Genomic DNA, 15173 nt, shown 5'->3' with positions numbered 1-15173 from the left:
ATAAAGGAAAGGAGATAAAATAGTGTCCAGATCTATTAAAAAAGGCCCTTTCGTAGCAGATCATTTGCTTAAGAAAGTTGATGCTTTAAACGAAACTAACGAAAAGAAAGTTGTTAAAACCTGGTCCCGTGCCTCTACTATTATCCCAAGTTTTGTAGGCCACACAATTGCTGTGCATGATGGTCGCAAACACGTACCTGTATTCATTACAGAAGATATGGTAGGTCATAAATTAGGTGAGTTCGCTCCTACACGTACTTATAAAGGTCATGGTAAGGACGAAAAATCTACAGGCAGAAAATAGGAGGAATAATTAATGGAAGCAAAAGCAATCGCTAGACATATCCGAATCGCGCCTCGTAAAATCCGTATCGTAGCTGATTTAGTGCGCGGTAAAAACATCGGCGAAGCATTTGCCATCTTGAAGTTCACTCCGAAAGTTGGCGCTGATGTAGTTGAAAAAGTAATGCGTTCTGCAATCGCAAATGCTGAACACAATTTTGATATGAATGTGGATAACTTATATGTATCCGAGATCTTCGTTGATCAAGGTCCTACATTGAAACGTATTCATCCTCGTTCCCGTGGACAAGCTTTCAAAATTTTGAAACGCACTAGCCACGTAACAGTAGTAGTTAAAGAAAGAGCTTAAGAAGGAGGGAAACAGAGTGGGTCAAAAAGTTAATCCACACGGTTTGCGTGTCGGTATCGTAAAAGATTGGGACGCAAAGTGGTATGCAGAAAAAGATTTCGCTGCTAATCTTCATGAAGACGTTCAAATTCGTAACTTCTTGAAAGAAACCCTTTTCATTGCTGGTATTTCCCGCATTGAAATCGAGCGTACAAATAAACGTATTAAATTGACTATCCACACTGCAAAACCAGGTATGGTTATCGGTCGTGGTGGTGCTGGTATCGAAGATATCAAAAAAGCAATGACTCGTTTCACTGACAAACAAGTGGACGTTAACATCGCAGAAATTAAACAAGCAGACATGGATGCAATCTTGGTTGCAGAAAATATTGCTGGCCAATTGGAACGCCGTATCGGTTTCCGTCGTGCAATGAAACAAGCTGTAGGTCGTACAATGCGCTTAGGTGCAAAAGGTATCAAAATCATGGTAAGCGGTCGTCTTGGCGGCGCTGAAATCGCTCGTAGCGAATCCTACCGTGAAGGTTCCATTCCTTTGCATACACTTCGTGCAAATATCGACTACGGTACTGCTGAAGCTCATACAACATACGGTTGTATCGGCATTAAAGTATGGATTTACAAAGGTGAAGTTTTGCCAGAAGCAAAACAACCTGCTAAGAAGGAAGAAGGTGGCAAGTAATGCTTATTCCAAAGCGCGTAAAACATCGTAAGCAATTCCGCGGCCGTATGAAAGGTCGTGCTATGCGCGGTAATACAGTGTCTCATGGTGAGTTCGGCTTGGTAGCATGCGAACCATCTTGGATCACAAACCGTCAAATCGAAGCTGCCCGTATTGCTATGACTCGTTATATCAAACGTGGTGGTAAAGTATGGATTAAAATTTTCCCTGACAAACCGATCACAGCTAAACCAGCTGGTACTCGTATGGGTTCCGGTAAAGGTTCTCCTGAATACTGGGTAGCAGTAGTTAAACCAGGTCGTGTAATGTTTGAAATGGACGGTGTGCCAGAAGCTACAGCTCGTGAAGCTATGCGTCTTGCAAGCCATAAACTTCCAATCAAATGCAAATTTGTTGTTAAGGGTAAAGAATTGGGTGGTGACGTAAATGAAGGTTAATGACATTCGCAATATGAGCGCTGCCGAAATGGAACAAAAGGTTTCCGGTCTTAAGGAAGAGTTATTTAACCTCCGTTTTCAGCTTGCAACAGGTCAATTAGAAAATCCTATGCGCATTCGTGAAGTTAAGAAGACAATCGCTCGTATTAAAACTGTACAACGTGAAGTTGAACTTAAATCTGAAAACGCATAATAACAGATTTGTTAAAGGTTGAAAAGGAGGCTTAAAATCGTGGCAGAAGAAAGAAACGTACGTAAAGTCCGCGTAGGTAAAGTTGTTAGCGACAAAATGAATAAAACTGTTGTTGTTGCTGTAGAACGTAAAGTACCTCACGCATTATATAACAAGCCAATGGTTAGCACTAAACGCTTCAAAGCTCATGATGAAAATAATGAGTGCCGTATTGGCGATACAGTAAAAATTGTAGAAACTCGTCCAATTTCTAAAGATAAATGTTGGAGAGTTGTTGAAATTCTTGAAAGACAAAAATAAGAGTGATGTAAGGAGGAATAGACGATGATCCAGCAACAAACAATTTTGAATGTTGCCGACAACACTGGTGCAAAACGTATTATGTGCATCCAAGTCATGGGCGGTTCTTATCGCAAATTCGGCAATATCGGTGACGTAATCGTTGCTTCTGTAAAAGATGCATCACCCGGTGGCGTTGTCAAGAAAGGCGACGTAGTCAAAGCTGTTATTGTTCGTTCTAAAAAAGGTATCCGACGTCAAGACGGTTCCTATATCCGTTTCGACGAAAACGCAGCAGTAGTTATTAAAGATGACAAGACCCCTCGTGGTACTCGTATCTTTGGACCTGTAGCTAGAGAACTTCGTGAAAAAGACTTCATGAAAATTGTTTCTTTGGCTCCAGAAGTATTATAAGAAGGAGGAACGCAGCATATGGCTAAACTACAAATCAAAAAAGGCGATACAGTTGTTGTTATCTCCGGTAAAGATAAAGGTAAGCAAGGTACAGTAATCGCAACTGAACCTAAAAAAGAACGCGTATTTGTTGAAGGCGTTAACACTGTAAAACGTCACACAAAACCTTCTCAAGCTAACCCACAAGGCGGCATCGTTACTAAAGAAGCTGGCATCCATGTTTCTAACGTAATGATCGTTGACCCAGAAACTAAAACAGCTACTCGTATCAAAAAAGTTGAAGGTAAAGACGGTAAATTCGTTCGTGCAACTGTTAAATCCGGTACAGTACTTAAATAATCAGGAAAGGAGGAGCTACATAAATGTCTCGTTTATTTGAACAATACAACTCTGAAATTAAAAAGAGTATGCAAGAAAAATTCCAATACGGCAACGTAATGGAAATTCCAAAATTGGAAAAAATCGTTATCAACATCGGCGTTGGTGATGCAGTAGGCAATGCGAAAGCATTGGAAGCAGCAGTACATGATTTGACTATCATCGCTGGTCAAAAACCTGTAATCACAAAAGCTAAAAAATCCATTGCGAACTTCAAAGTTCGTGAAGGTATGGCGTTGGGTACAAAAGTTACTCTTCGTGGCGAACGCATGTATGAATTCCTTGATAGATTGATCAATGCGGCATTACCTCGTGTACGTGACTTCCGCGGTATCAGCGCAACTGCATTCGATGGCCGTGGTAACTACGCTTTGGGTCTTAAAGAACAGCTCATCTTCCCTGAAATCGAATATGATCAGGTAGAACGCGTTACTGGTATGGATATCATTATCGTAACAAGTGCTAATACAGATGAAGAAGCTCGTGAATTGTTGACTCAATTCGGTATGCCTTTTGAAAAATAATAGGAGGAACATATAGATGGCTAAAAAATCTATGATTGAACGCGAAAAGAAACGCGCTAAAATCGTTGAAAAATATGCAGCTAAACGTGCGGCGTTAAAAGCGGCAGGTGATTATGAAGGCTTGTCCAAATTACCAGCTAATGCGTCCCCAACACGTTTGCACAATCGTTGCAACTTAACTGGTCGTCCTCACGGCTATATGCGTAAATTCGGTATCAGCCGTATTGCGTTCCGTGAATTGGCGTACAAAGGACAAATTCCTGGTGTTAAAAAAGCCAGCTGGTAATATTAGACGAGAGGAGGTTTTTAGATTATGGTAATGACCGATCCTATCGCGGATATGCTTACGCGCATCCGTAATGCAAATGCTGCACTTCACGAAACGGTAAACATTCCTGCATCTAGAATGAAAGCAGCAGTTCTTGACATCCTTTTACAAGAAGGTTTCGTAAAGAACGTAGAAAAAGAAGAAAACACTTTAAAAGTAACATTGAAATATGGTTCCAATAACGAAAAAGTTATTACAGGAATTAAACGTATTTCCAAACCTGGTTTACGTGTTTACGCGAAGAAGGAAGAACTTCCTCGTGTACTTGGTGGTTTGGGTATCGCAGTTATTTCTACATCCAAAGGCGTTATGAGCGACAAACAAGCTCGTAAAGAAGGTCTTGGTGGCGAAGTAATCGCATACGTTTGGTAATAGTAGCAATAGGAGGTAGAAATAATGTCACGTATCGGTAGAATGCCTATCGAGATTCCTGCAGGCGTTACTGTTACATATGATAACCATCATATGAATGTAAAAGGTCCTAAAGGTGAATTATCTCGCGATTTGCATCCAGATATGATCATCACTGTAGAAGGTAACACAATCACAGTAGCTCGTCCTTCCGAAGACAAAGCTCATCGTGCCCTTCACGGTTTGACTCGCGCTCTTGTTGCTAATATGGTAACAGGCGTAGCAGAAGGATTTACAAAAACTCTTGAAATCAACGGTGTTGGTTACAGAGCGGCTAAACAAGGCGATAAATTAGCTCTTACACTTGGCTTCTCTCACCCAGTAGAGATGAAAGCTCCAGCTGGTATTACAATTGAAGTTCCAGCTCCTAACAAAATCGTTGTGTCTGGTGCAGACAAAGAAGTTGTAGGCGCAGTAGCAGCTGATATCCGTAAATGGAGAAAACCAGAACCTTACAAAGGTAAAGGTATCCGCTATGAAGGCGAAGTTGTTCGTCGTAAAGCTGGTAAAGCTGGTGCAAAAGGTAAATAGTAATATCATCTATATAAATGAAAGGAGTGAATATCTTGCCTCGTAAATCTAGTAGAAACATCGCTCGAGCAAAACGTCATCTTCGTATTCGCCGCCATATTTCTGGTACGGCAACTTGCCCACGTTTAAACGTATACCGTAGCTTGAGCAATATTTACGCACAAGTTATTGATGACGTAGCAGGTACTACATTGGTAGCTGCTAGCTCTCTAGATAAAGATTTAAATTTATCCTATGGTGGTAACGTAGCTGCTGCTAAAGCTGTTGGTGAAGCAGTTGCTAAAAAAGCTATCGCTAAAGGTATTGACACAGTAGTGTTTGACCGTGGTGGTTACATTTATCATGGTCGCGTAGCAGCCCTTGCAGAAGGTGCTCGTGAAGCAGGCTTAAAATTCTAAGAAGGAGGAACTATAGACATGGCGAGAATTGACTACACCAGTCTTGATCTTAAAGAAAGAGTAGTATTCATCAACCGCGTAGCCAAAGTAGTTAAAGGCGGTCGTCGTTTTTCCTTCAGCGCTCTTGTAGTTGTTGGTGATGGCAACGGTTATGTAGGCGTTGGCTTAGGTAAAGCTGCGGAAGTACCTGAAGCTATCCGCAAAGGTATCGATGATGCTAAGAAAAATATCGTAAACGTAGCAATTAAAAATGGTACAATCCCTCACAGCGTAACAGGCGTATTCGGTGCAGGCCGCGTATTCTTGAAACCAGCTGCTGAAGGTACTGGCGTTATCGCTGGTGGCCCTGTTCGTGCCGTATTGGAATTAGTAGGTGTTCGTAACATCTTGACTAAATCTTTGGGCTCTTCTAACCCTAACAATATGGTTCGTGCTACAATCGAAGGTTTGAAAGATTTGAAACGCGCTAGCGAAGTTGCTGAACTTCGTGGTAAATCCGTTGAAGAAATCTATAACGCGTAATAAGGAGACAAGAAATGGCACAAGTTAAAGTAACATTAACAAGAAGCTTAATCGGTCGTCCTGAAGATCAACGCGCGACAGTTAAAGCTTTGGGCTTGAAAAAAACTAATTCTCAAGTTGTAAAAGAAGTGACACCTCAAATCGAAGGTATGCTTCACAAAGTTAGACATTTAGTAAAAGTTGAAGAAGTTTAATACTGATAAGGAGGTGCACTGAATGAAACTTCATGAATTACAACCAGCTGCTGGTTCCAAAAAAACTCGTACTCGTGTAGGCCGTGGTTTAGGTTCTGGCTTGGGTAAAACATCTGGTCGTGGTCAAAAAGGTCAAAACTCCCGTTCCGGCGGTGGCGTTCGCTCCGGTTTTGAAGGCGGCCAAATGCCTCTTTATCGTCGTTTACCAAAACGCGGTTTCAACAACAGTGTTTTTGCTAAACAATATGCTGAAGTTAACGTTGAACAATTGAACCGTTTTGAAGATGGTGCAGTTGTTGATCCAGTAGCTCTTATTGAAGCTGGTATTTTGAAAAATGTACGCGATGGCATTCGTATCTTAGGTAATGGTTCTTTGGAAACTAAAAATCTAACTGTTATTGCCAATGGCTTCACTAAATCTGCTGAAGAAAAAATCACAGCAGCAGGCGGAAAAGTTGAGGTGATCTAGTTTGCTAGATAGCCTCTCGAACATCTTTAAGATTACCGAGTTGCGCAACAAAATTTTGTACACATTGATGATGTTTGCTGTATTTAGAGCCGGCATTCATATCCCTGTACCAGGTGTAGATGCATCTGTTATTGAATCTTTGTTCACATCCGGTAACCTATTCGGTCTTTTAGACTTGTTTGCTGGTGGTGCGCTAAGTAAGTTCTCTATCTTTGCAATGAGTATTACCCCTTACATTAATGCTTCCATCATCATGCAACTACTTCAAGCTGTAGTTCCACAGTTTGAAGCGTGGAGTAAAGATGGTGAGGATGGCCGTAAAAAAATTGCGAAGGTAACTCGTTATGGTACGGTTGTTTTAGGTTTTGTTCAAGCCTTTGGCATGGCTTTTGCACTACGTGCAAATTCCGCTCTCGTAAATAATGATATCCTTAGTGTATTTGTTGTTGCTATTATCCTAACAGCAGGCACATGCTTGTTGATGTGGATTGGCGAACAAATCACAGCATATGGCATTGGTAATGGTATTTCTTTGATTATCTTTGCTGGTATCGTAGCTCGATTACCAGATGGTCTTCAAACCATTTACCAATATATACAAACAGGAACAATTAATATGTTCCAAGCATTCTTATTCGCTGTAATTGCTATTGCAATGATTGCTGTTGTAGTAGCTGTTACACAAGGCCAACGCCGCATTCCGATTCAATACGCAAAACGCGTAGTAGGTCGTAAAATGTACGGTGGCCACTCTACATTCTTGCCGTTGAAAGTCAATCAGGCAGGTGTAATTCCAATTATCTTTGCGTCATCTGTGTTGATGTTCCCTGTAACGATTGCACAATTTATCGACAATGATATTGTTCATAAAATTGCGGATCTATTTACATGGGGAACGCCGTTACAAACGGCATTGTATGCAATATTGATCTTTATATTTACATACTTCTATACTGCAATCTCTATCAACATTACAGATATGGCAGATAATATGAAAAAATACGGTGGTTTTATCCCAGGTATTCGTGCGGGTAAACCTACTGCTGATTATGTGGATAACGTGATGACCAAGATTACATTGGCCGGTGCTGTATTCTTAGCTATCGTCGCTATTATACCGAACTTCCTCGGTACAATTACAGGCGTGCAAGGCGTATACTTTGGTGGTACAGCTCTCTTGATCGTTGTAGGTGTAGCACTTGATACAATGCAACAAATTGAGTCGCTTATGGTAACACGCCACTATAAGGGCTTTGTAAAATAGGAGGGAAACAGAATGTATATTTTATTAATGGGACCTCCTGGTGCTGGTAAAGGCACACAGGCTGCTCGACTTATTGAAAAATACGGTATTCCCCAAATTTCAACTGGTGATATGTTCCGCGCTGCGATTAAGAACGAAACACCTCTTGGAGTTGAGGCTAAGAAATATATCGATGCTGGTCAACTGGTACCTGACAGTGTAACTGTTGGTATCGTACGTGATCGTTTGGTTAAAGATGACTGCAAATCTGGATTCATTCTTGATGGATTCCCAAGAACTACAGCACAAGCTGTATCCTTGGATGCAATTCTTAAAGAATTAGGAATTTCTTTGGACGCTGTGCTTAACTTAAATGTTCCATCTGAGGAACTTGTTAAACGCATTAGTGAACGAGCAGTTCTTGAAAATCGTGCTGATGATAACCCTGAAACAGTACAGAAACGTCTTGCTGTGTACGAAGAATCTACTAAACCTTTGATTGATTACTATCGTAATAGCGGTTTATATCAAGAAATCAATGGTTTACAAGATGTAGACGCAGTATTTGCTGACATCATTAAGGCGTTGGAGAAATAATCAATGATTATTTTAAAATCGCCCCATGAAATTGAATGTATCCGCAAGGCAAGCAAGCTTACAGCAGACACGTTGTCCTTGTTAGTAGAAAAGGCTAAACCTGGCATCACGACGCTTGAGTTAGATACAATTGCCGAAGAATATATTCGCAGCCACGGTGGTATACCAAGTTGTAAAGGGTACTATGGGTTCCCTGCTACAATCTGTGCTTCTATCAATGAAGAAGTTGTTCATGGTATTCCGAGCGCTAAGCGCAAGCTTAAAAGTGGTGACATCCTCAGTATTGACCTTGTGTCATCTGTGGATGGTTACCATGGTGATTCGGCTGTGACAATTCCTATCGGTCACGTCAAACCTGATGTGATGAAATTGTTAAAAGTAACAGAGGAAAGTCTGTTCAAGGGAATCGAACAAGTGAAAGTTGGTAACCGTATTGGTGCCATCGGACACGCTGTTCAAACGTATTGTGAGAAACATGGTTACGGTGTCGTTCGCGACTTCGTAGGTCATGGTTTAGGCCGTGAAATGCACGAAGATCCACAAATTCCAAACTATGGTAGTCCAGAACATGGCACTTTAATTAAGCCAGGTATGGTATTGTGTATTGAACCAATGATTACATTAGGTTCTTATAAAGTTCGTGTGTTGGGTGATGACTGGACGGCAGTTACCATTGATGGTAAACCGGCTGCTCATTTCGAACATACAGTGGTTGTTACAGAAAACGGCCCTGAAATATTAACCATGCGTGATGAACCGCGGTTAATTAAATAAACAGGTAACCGGAGGAAAAAATATGTCAAAAGAAGACGTTATTGAGGTGGAAGGTACGGTAGTAGAAGCTTTACCTAATGCTATGTTCCAAGTAGAATTGGAAAATGGTCATGTGGTATTAGCTCATGTGTCAGGTAAAATGCGTATGAATTTTATCCGTATTCTTCCTGGTGATAAAGTTACTATGGAACTGACACCGTATGACTTAAATCGTGGTCGCATCACCTATCGCTTCAAATAAGCATAGGGTCCACAAAGGAGGTACTAATGAAGGTTCAACCATCAGTTAAAAAGATATGCGAAAAATGTAAAATCATTAAACGCAAAGGCCGCGTAATGGTTATTTGCGAAAATCCAAAACATAAACAAAAACAAGGATAATCTGATAGGAGGTGGATGATTAGATGGCACGTATCGCCGGTGTAGATTTACCTCGTGATAAACGAGTGGAAATTGGTTTAACTTATATTTATGGTATTGGTCCAACTTTAGCAGCTGAAATCATTGCTAAAACTGGTATCAACCCTGACACACGTGTTCGTGATCTTTCTGAAGATGAAGTAGCGAAAATCCGTGAATTGTTAGATGCTGATTACAAAGTTGAAGGTGACCTTCGTCGTGAAGAAGCTCTTAACATTAAACGCTTAATTGAAATCAACTCCTATCGAGGCAAACGTCATCGTATGGGTTTACCACTTCGTGGTCAACGTACTAAAACGAATGCACGTACTCGCAAAGGTCCTAGAAAAGCAATTGCTGGTAAAAAGAAATAAGATAAAGGAGGGATAAAGCGTGGCTAAAAAAGTTGTTAGAACAAAAAGAAAAGAAAAGAAACATATTGAATCCGGTGCGGCTCATATTCGTTCTACATTCAATAACACTATCGTAACTTTAACAGATACAAACGGTAATGCGTTGTCTTGGGCTTCCGCTGGTGGCTTGGGCTTCCGTGGTTCCCGTAAATCCACTCCATTCGCTGCTCAAATGGCTGCTGAACAAGCTGCTAAAGCTGCAATGGAACATGGTCTTCGCACTGTTGAAGTATTTGTAAAAGGTCCTGGATCCGGCCGTGAAGCTGCAATCCGTGCTTTACAAGCTGCAGGTCTTGAAGTTACTTCCATTAAAGACGTAACTCCAATTCCTCACAATGGTTGTCGCCCTCCAAAACGCCGTCGTGTATAATATATAGACGGCCGTTTTGACGGCCGTGCTATAATTAAACTAAGAACGTGTGTTATATAGGAGGATGTTCCTGATGAGCGAAGAAAAGAAACTTAAAATCGAGAAAGTGGACATCGCCGATGGCGGTCGCTATGGTAAATTTGTATGTGAACCATTAGATCGTGGTTATGGTATCACTCTCGGTAATAGCTTACGCAGAATTTTGCTTTCATCTTTGGATGGGGCAGCTATCACCTCTATCAAAATTGATGGGGTTCTTCATGAATTCTCTACGATTCCTGGTATTCGCGAAGATGTAACGGATATTATCCTTAACTTAAAGCAATTGTGCATTAAACTTGAAGAAGATGCAGAATGGCCATTGGAAGTTCATTTTGACTTCCAAAAGGATGGTGTGTTAACAGCTGCTGATTTAGCAGAACAACTTCCACCAGAAGTAGAAGTATTGAATCCTGAACTCGTGATTGCGACAATGGATGAAACAGCTCATTTAGTAATGGACGTAGTAATCGAACGTGGTAAAGGATATGTTCCTTCCACTAAGAATAAAAAGGATACAGATGTTATCGGTTGCATTCCAATTGATTCTATCTTCTCCCCAATTCTTCGTGCTAAATACGAAGTGAGTGATGTTCGCGTAGGTAATGAGATGGACTTCGACAAACTTACACTAGAGGTTTGGACTGATGGTTCCATTACCGCTGCTGATGCAGTGGCTAAATCTGCTGCCATTATGATTGGTTATTTAGGGAACTTCACTAAATTAGCGCACTCTACAAGTGTTGTTGAATTAGACGATCAAAATCTTGAAGGTGATGTAGTTGATCCTACGCCTCAAGATGTTCAAGAAGATGACGGCCCAGCTAAGATTTCCATCGATGAATTGGAACTCTCTGTTCGTGCGTACAACTGCTTGAAACGTGCTGGTATCAATACAATTGCAGATTTGCTAGACAAAACCATTGATGACTTAGGAAAAGTTCGCAACTTAGGTAAAAAATCTATCGACGAAATCGCTGAAAAACTCAGCAACCACCCAGGTGGATTTAATCTTAAGCAAAAAGGCGAATAAGGAGGAAGACGAATGTACAGAAAATTAGGCCGCGATAGCTCCGCTCGTAAAGCGTTGTTCCGCAGCATGTTAACATCTTTCTTCCAATATGAGCGTATTGAAACTACTGAAGCTAAAGCGAAAGAACTTCGCTCTTTAGCTGAGCAAATGGTAACTTTGGCTAAACGTGGTGATCTTCATGCACGTCGTCAAGTTCTTGCATACCTCATGGATGAAAGCGTAGTAAAAAAATTGTTTGATACAATTGCTCCAAAATATGCAGACCGCCAAGGTGGTTACACTCGTGTAATCAAAACTGGTCTTCGCAAAGGTGACGCTGCACCTTTGGCTATTATCGAGTTAGTTTAATCAAACTCATACGGTGTTGTAACTTCGGTTGCAGCACCGTTTTTTTATTGTCAATTTTATGGTACAATCGACTAGTACAAATATCGTTATATAGTAGCAGTTATCGTAGAAGTGAAAGTATAATTGTTAACTTTCAGAAAAAACGAAATTGACTAGAAAGATACGAGGCTATTCATGAAATCAAAAGAAACTATGATTGAGGTCAATCATTTAAGCCATCTATATATTGATGAAAATGGTAATGATGTGCGTGCGCTAGATGATGTCAGTCTTAGTATACATCGCGGAGAGTTTGTTGCTATTATCGGTACTAATGGTAGTGGTAAAAGTACGTTGGCTAAACATTTTAATGTACTATTACAACCTACAGAAGGTCATGTTAATGTATGTGGTTATGATACATTAGATGGGGAGCATATTTGGGATATTCGTCAACATGTAGGGATGGTATTCCAAAACCCTGACAATCAAATCGTTGCAGCCGTTGTGGAGGAAGATGTGGCATTTGGCCCAGAGAATTTGGGCGTACCTAGTGCTGAAATACGTAAGCGTGTTGACGACGCATTAGCAGCAGTAAATATGACTGATTATGCGGAACATGGCCCTCATTTATTATCTGGTGGTCAAAAGCAACGTATTGCTATTGCTGGCGTTTTAGCAATGAAACCAGATTGTATCGTACTAGATGAACCTACAGCTATGCTTGACCCTAAAGGGAGAATAGAGGTTTTAGAAACAATTCACAAACTGAATAAAGAAGAAGGTATTACCATTGTGCTAATTACTCATTTCATGGAAGAAGCGGTTACAGCTGATCGCGTGGTAGTTATGAAAAATGGTGTAAAACTACAGGAGGGGTCACCACGAGAAATCTTTACACAAGTTGATACCTTAAAAGGTTTAGGGCTGGATGTTCCTGTGGCAGCAGAGGTGGCCTTTAAATTAACTCAACAAGGTGTTGATATTCCACAAGATATTATTACCAATGATGAGTTAGGGAATGCACTAATTAATTATTATGCGAAGGAGGCACACTAATGGCTATTGTATTAGATAATATTACCTATACCTATGGTGTGGGAACTCCTTTTGAAAAAACGGCTTTAAAAGGCATATCTGTGACCATTGAAAATGGAGAATTTTTAGGTATTATTGGGCATACTGGTTCTGGTAAATCTACTTTTGTGCAACATCTTAATGGATTATTGCATCCTACAATAGGAACAGTAACTGTTAATGGTGTTGATGTGAGCGAGAAAACTGATGAAGCTAAAAAGATGCGTCATAAGGTTGGTATGGTATTCCAATATCCAGAACATCAACTGTTTGAAGAAACTATTGCTGCCGATATTGCATTTGGACCTAAAAATTTAGGTCTTGATGAAGAAGAAGTAGATCGTCGTGTACGTGAAGCGATGGATTTTGTAGGACTTGACTATGATACCTATGCTGAACGCTCCCCATTCCATCTATCTGGTGGTCAAATGCGTCGTGTTGCCATAGCTGGTGTTGTGGCAATGGAGCCAGATTTTCTTGTTCTTGACGAACCGTCTGCTGGTCTTGATCCGTTTGGCCGTGAAGAAATTTTTGAGGAAATCATTAAATTACACAATGAAAAAAAAATAACCGTTATCCTCGTGTCTCATAATATGGAGGATATTTCTAGAATGGCAAATCGTCTAATCGTCCTTGATAAAGGTAAAATCGTGTTGGATGGTAAACCATTAGATATCTTTAACCATCAACGCCATGTGTTACAAGAGGTAGGGGTTGATGTACCTCCCGTATCGGTGTTGATTGAATCGCTTCGCAATAGGGGCCTTGATATATCCAACAAAGTTTTATCCGTTGATGATGCAGTGAAATCTATCTTGGAAGGAGGTCAACATGTTAAATAATATTACTATTGGCCAATTCTTCCCAGGTGATTCTTTATTACATCGCATGGATCCAAGGGCAAAAATTATAGGTACCACTATTTTTGTAGTGGCCATATTCTTAGCGAATACGCCATTGGCATATGGTATTGTGGCAGCTTTTACCATTGGTGCTATGCTACTATCTAGATTGCCATTGCGCTTGATGTGGAATGCTATTAAACCCCTATGGATTATTATTGTATTTACCATGGGGATTCATATTTTTACAACCCCTGGTAACAGCTTGATATCCTATGGGATTATTAATATTACCGATAATGGTGTGGCTATGGGCTTGCAAATGGCGGCACGATTGGTATTTTTAATCTTATTCTCTTCCTTGTTAACCTATACAACATCTCCAATACGGCTAACAGATGGTATTGAGCATTTGTTAAATCCATTCCGTCGTATCGGGGTACCAGCGCATGAGTTAGCTATGATGATGACTATTGCATTGCGCTTTATTCCGACTTTGTTAGATGAGACCGATCGTATTATGAAAGCTCAATCGGCTCGTGGTGCAGATTTTGTAACAGGTAGCATTATACAACGAGCTAAGAATATGATACCTCTTTTAGTACCGCTCTTTATCAGTGCTTTTCGTCGTGCCGATGAATTAGCTATCGCCATGGAAGCACGTTGCTATCGTGGCGGTGTTAATCGTACGCGCATGAAAGAGCTAAGTATTACTTGGGTAGATTATGTTGGCATTGGTGCTGTACTAATGGTTACAGCTATCTTATTAGCTTTATGGTGGTTAAACTAATGCGAAATATACGGCTCATTGTAGCCTATGATGGCACAGATTTAGCAGGCTATCAAAAACAATCGGCAGATAAAGGTATTACTGTTCAAGGTGCGTTGGAAAAGGCGTTATCTATCATTTGTGCCGAGCCAATTCAAATCTATGGGGCCTCTAGAACGGATGCGGGAGTGCATGCTCGTTTTCAAGTGTGTGCCTTTCGAACCTCAGGATCGATACCCGTGGAAAATATTCCTAGGGCTACGATTGCTCATTTGCCAAAGGATATCGTTGTTACGGAGGCTATTGAGATACCATTAGATTGGAAACCGCGTAATAAAATATTTGGTAAGGAGTATATTTACTCTATTTATAATCGTGAGATTGCTGATCCAATAGGTCAACGCTATCATTGGCATGTAAAGAAGCCCTTAGATATTAAGGCTATGAGGCACGCGGGTAAAGCCCTCGAAGGAACACATGATTTTTCTACATTAAAAGGGGCTAATACGACACCTGTAGATCCAGTGAAGACCATTTATGCTGTTGGTATTGTAGAAAAGAATGGACACATCGATATTTCTGTCGTTGGCGATGGTTTTTTATATCATATGGTTCGGAATATAGCTGGGTTATTAGTTGATGTAGGATTGGGCCGAAAATCAGTGGCACAAATCCCTGAACTGTTGGCCGCAAAAGATCGAAAGAGAATTGGGAAAACCGCACCTGCTCAGGGGCTCGTATTAGAGGAAATCTTCTTTACTCCAGATAGACTTAATACAGTGATTCAACGTATTAAGGGAGAATAAATATTCTATATGATTTTTGATTCGAAATAGATTGAAAATCATCAAAATTATTTATAAATGCACATAAAAGCA

General features: G+C 40.6%; 29 protein-coding genes. All 29 read left to right on the top strand.

The genetic code is table 11. The annotated features are described in order from the left end of the window. The first annotated feature begins 22 nt into the window (after nucleotides 1-22). The 29 genes from rpsS (at nucleotide 23) to truA (ending at nucleotide 15101) form a co-directional block, all read left to right on the top strand. Entirely contained in the window at nucleotides 23-304 is a 282-nt protein-coding gene (rpsS, locus tag VTHSUH11_RS03685) for a 30S ribosomal protein S19 (RefSeq protein WP_105092676.1), read from the top strand. Nucleotides 305-316: 12 nt separating this feature from the next. Further along, nucleotides 317-652, top strand: coding sequence for a 50S ribosomal protein L22 (gene rplV / locus VTHSUH11_RS03680; RefSeq protein ID WP_004695112.1), 336 nt, complete (start codon nucleotides 317-319; stop codon nucleotides 650-652). A gap of 16 nt (nucleotides 653-668) precedes the next feature. Then, complete coding sequence (rpsC, locus tag VTHSUH11_RS03675; RefSeq protein ID WP_059364054.1) at nucleotides 669-1334, top strand: 30S ribosomal protein S3; 666 nt, start codon at nucleotides 669-671, stop codon at nucleotides 1332-1334. Then, nucleotides 1334-1771, top strand: a complete 438-nt coding sequence (gene rplP / locus VTHSUH11_RS03670) for a 50S ribosomal protein L16 (protein WP_004695114.1) — start codon at nucleotides 1334-1336, stop codon at nucleotides 1769-1771. Before rpsC ends, rplP begins: the two co-directional genes overlap by 1 nt. Then, nucleotides 1761-1964 (top strand): 50S ribosomal protein L29, encoded by a 204-nt coding sequence (gene rpmC, locus VTHSUH11_RS03665; protein ID WP_004695115.1) that lies wholly within the window; start codon nucleotides 1761-1763, stop codon nucleotides 1962-1964. The genes rplP and rpmC overlap by 11 nt, the downstream gene beginning before the upstream one ends. A gap of 39 nt (nucleotides 1965-2003) precedes the next feature. Beyond that, nucleotides 2004-2264 carry a 30S ribosomal protein S17 gene (gene rpsQ / locus VTHSUH11_RS03660; RefSeq protein WP_059364053.1) on the top strand — a complete coding sequence of 87 codons (261 nt, stop codon included), beginning with the start codon at nucleotides 2004-2006 and terminating at the stop codon, nucleotides 2262-2264. Nucleotides 2265-2288: 24 nt separating this feature from the next. Next, nucleotides 2289-2657: a 50S ribosomal protein L14 gene (gene rplN, locus VTHSUH11_RS03655; protein WP_004695117.1), complete on the top strand. Its 369-nt coding sequence runs from the start codon at nucleotides 2289-2291 to the stop codon at nucleotides 2655-2657. Between the two features lie 18 nt (nucleotides 2658-2675). Continuing rightward, nucleotides 2676-2996, top strand: coding sequence for a 50S ribosomal protein L24 (rplX, locus tag VTHSUH11_RS03650; protein ID WP_005385506.1), 321 nt, complete (start codon nucleotides 2676-2678; stop codon nucleotides 2994-2996). 23 nt (nucleotides 2997-3019) lie between these two features. Further along, nucleotides 3020-3559, top strand: a complete 540-nt coding sequence (gene rplE, locus VTHSUH11_RS03645) for a 50S ribosomal protein L5 (RefSeq protein WP_059364048.1) — start codon at nucleotides 3020-3022, stop codon at nucleotides 3557-3559. A 16-nt stretch (nucleotides 3560-3575) separates the two neighbouring features. Continuing rightward, on the top strand, nucleotides 3576-3845 hold the full coding sequence (gene rpsN / locus VTHSUH11_RS03640; RefSeq protein ID WP_005377140.1) for a 30S ribosomal protein S14: 270 nt from the start codon (nucleotides 3576-3578) through the stop codon (nucleotides 3843-3845). Between the two features lie 27 nt (nucleotides 3846-3872). Further along, nucleotides 3873-4259 carry a 30S ribosomal protein S8 gene (gene rpsH / locus VTHSUH11_RS03635; protein ID WP_004695128.1) on the top strand — a complete coding sequence of 129 codons (387 nt, stop codon included), beginning with the start codon at nucleotides 3873-3875 and terminating at the stop codon, nucleotides 4257-4259. A gap of 24 nt (nucleotides 4260-4283) precedes the next feature. Beyond that, nucleotides 4284-4829, top strand: a complete 546-nt coding sequence (gene rplF, locus VTHSUH11_RS03630) for a 50S ribosomal protein L6 (protein WP_059364045.1) — start codon at nucleotides 4284-4286, stop codon at nucleotides 4827-4829. A gap of 17 nt (nucleotides 4830-4846) precedes the next feature. Continuing rightward, the gene (gene rplR / locus VTHSUH11_RS03625; RefSeq protein ID WP_005385510.1) at nucleotides 4847-5227 is read left to right on the top strand and encodes a 50S ribosomal protein L18; all 381 of its coding nucleotides are present in this window, start codon (nucleotides 4847-4849) and stop codon (nucleotides 5225-5227) included. Between the two features lie 18 nt (nucleotides 5228-5245). Further along, the gene (gene rpsE, locus VTHSUH11_RS03620; RefSeq protein WP_005381688.1) at nucleotides 5246-5749 is read left to right on the top strand and encodes a 30S ribosomal protein S5; all 504 of its coding nucleotides are present in this window, start codon (nucleotides 5246-5248) and stop codon (nucleotides 5747-5749) included. A gap of 14 nt (nucleotides 5750-5763) precedes the next feature. Beyond that, a complete protein-coding gene (rpmD, locus tag VTHSUH11_RS03615) occupies nucleotides 5764-5943 on the top strand; it encodes a 50S ribosomal protein L30 (protein WP_004695138.1) in 180 nt (59 codons plus the stop codon). A gap of 22 nt (nucleotides 5944-5965) precedes the next feature. Further along, nucleotides 5966-6412 carry a 50S ribosomal protein L15 gene (rplO, locus tag VTHSUH11_RS03610; RefSeq protein ID WP_059364044.1) on the top strand — a complete coding sequence of 149 codons (447 nt, stop codon included), beginning with the start codon at nucleotides 5966-5968 and terminating at the stop codon, nucleotides 6410-6412. A 1-nt stretch (nucleotide 6413) separates the two neighbouring features. Next, complete coding sequence (secY, locus tag VTHSUH11_RS03605; RefSeq protein WP_059364039.1) at nucleotides 6414-7676, top strand: preprotein translocase subunit SecY; 1263 nt, start codon at nucleotides 6414-6416, stop codon at nucleotides 7674-7676. A 12-nt stretch (nucleotides 7677-7688) separates the two neighbouring features. Continuing rightward, nucleotides 7689-8252 (top strand): adenylate kinase, encoded by a 564-nt coding sequence (locus VTHSUH11_RS03600; RefSeq protein ID WP_004695145.1) that lies wholly within the window; start codon nucleotides 7689-7691, stop codon nucleotides 8250-8252. 3 nt (nucleotides 8253-8255) lie between these two features. Then, complete coding sequence (gene map, locus VTHSUH11_RS03595) at nucleotides 8256-9026, top strand: type I methionyl aminopeptidase (RefSeq protein WP_059364034.1); 771 nt, start codon at nucleotides 8256-8258, stop codon at nucleotides 9024-9026. A gap of 22 nt (nucleotides 9027-9048) precedes the next feature. Further along, a complete protein-coding gene (gene infA, locus VTHSUH11_RS03590) occupies nucleotides 9049-9267 on the top strand; it encodes a translation initiation factor IF-1 (RefSeq protein ID WP_005377071.1) in 219 nt (72 codons plus the stop codon). Nucleotides 9268-9293: 26 nt separating this feature from the next. Next, a complete protein-coding gene (gene rpmJ, locus VTHSUH11_RS03585; RefSeq protein WP_004695148.1) occupies nucleotides 9294-9407 on the top strand; it encodes a 50S ribosomal protein L36 in 114 nt (37 codons plus the stop codon). Between the two features lie 23 nt (nucleotides 9408-9430). Then, nucleotides 9431-9799, top strand: a complete 369-nt coding sequence (gene rpsM, locus VTHSUH11_RS03580; RefSeq protein ID WP_059364029.1) for a 30S ribosomal protein S13 — start codon at nucleotides 9431-9433, stop codon at nucleotides 9797-9799. 19 nt (nucleotides 9800-9818) lie between these two features. Beyond that, on the top strand, nucleotides 9819-10208 hold the full coding sequence (gene rpsK / locus VTHSUH11_RS03575; RefSeq protein WP_004695151.1) for a 30S ribosomal protein S11: 390 nt from the start codon (nucleotides 9819-9821) through the stop codon (nucleotides 10206-10208). 73 nt (nucleotides 10209-10281) lie between these two features. After that, entirely contained in the window at nucleotides 10282-11280 is a 999-nt protein-coding gene (locus VTHSUH11_RS03570; protein ID WP_105092675.1) for a DNA-directed RNA polymerase subunit alpha, read from the top strand. Nucleotides 11281-11292: 12 nt separating this feature from the next. Beyond that, nucleotides 11293-11628 (top strand): 50S ribosomal protein L17, encoded by a 336-nt coding sequence (gene rplQ / locus VTHSUH11_RS03565; RefSeq protein ID WP_059364025.1) that lies wholly within the window; start codon nucleotides 11293-11295, stop codon nucleotides 11626-11628. A gap of 174 nt (nucleotides 11629-11802) precedes the next feature. Continuing rightward, nucleotides 11803-12666, top strand: coding sequence for an energy-coupling factor transporter ATPase (locus VTHSUH11_RS03560; RefSeq protein WP_059364024.1), 864 nt, complete (start codon nucleotides 11803-11805; stop codon nucleotides 12664-12666). Further along, nucleotides 12666-13526: an energy-coupling factor transporter ATPase gene (locus tag VTHSUH11_RS03555; protein ID WP_105092674.1), complete on the top strand. Its 861-nt coding sequence runs from the start codon at nucleotides 12666-12668 to the stop codon at nucleotides 13524-13526. The genes VTHSUH11_RS03560 and VTHSUH11_RS03555 overlap by 1 nt, the downstream gene beginning before the upstream one ends. Beyond that, nucleotides 13516-14316 carry an energy-coupling factor transporter transmembrane component T family protein gene (locus VTHSUH11_RS03550; protein WP_105092673.1) on the top strand — a complete coding sequence of 267 codons (801 nt, stop codon included), beginning with the start codon at nucleotides 13516-13518 and terminating at the stop codon, nucleotides 14314-14316. The genes VTHSUH11_RS03555 and VTHSUH11_RS03550 overlap by 11 nt, the downstream gene beginning before the upstream one ends. After that, complete coding sequence (gene truA / locus VTHSUH11_RS03545; protein WP_105092672.1) at nucleotides 14316-15101, top strand: tRNA pseudouridine(38-40) synthase TruA; 786 nt, start codon at nucleotides 14316-14318, stop codon at nucleotides 15099-15101. Before VTHSUH11_RS03550 ends, truA begins: the two co-directional genes overlap by 1 nt. Nucleotides 15102-15173: the final 72 nt, after the last annotated feature.

The organism is Veillonella tobetsuensis (genome assembly GCF_002959935.1).
In the GTDB taxonomy this organism is placed as follows: Bacteria; Bacillota; Negativicutes; order Veillonellales; family Veillonellaceae; genus Veillonella; species Veillonella tobetsuensis.
The sequence above is the reverse complement of the archived record's forward strand: the minus strand, read 5'-3'. Positions and strand labels throughout refer to the sequence as shown.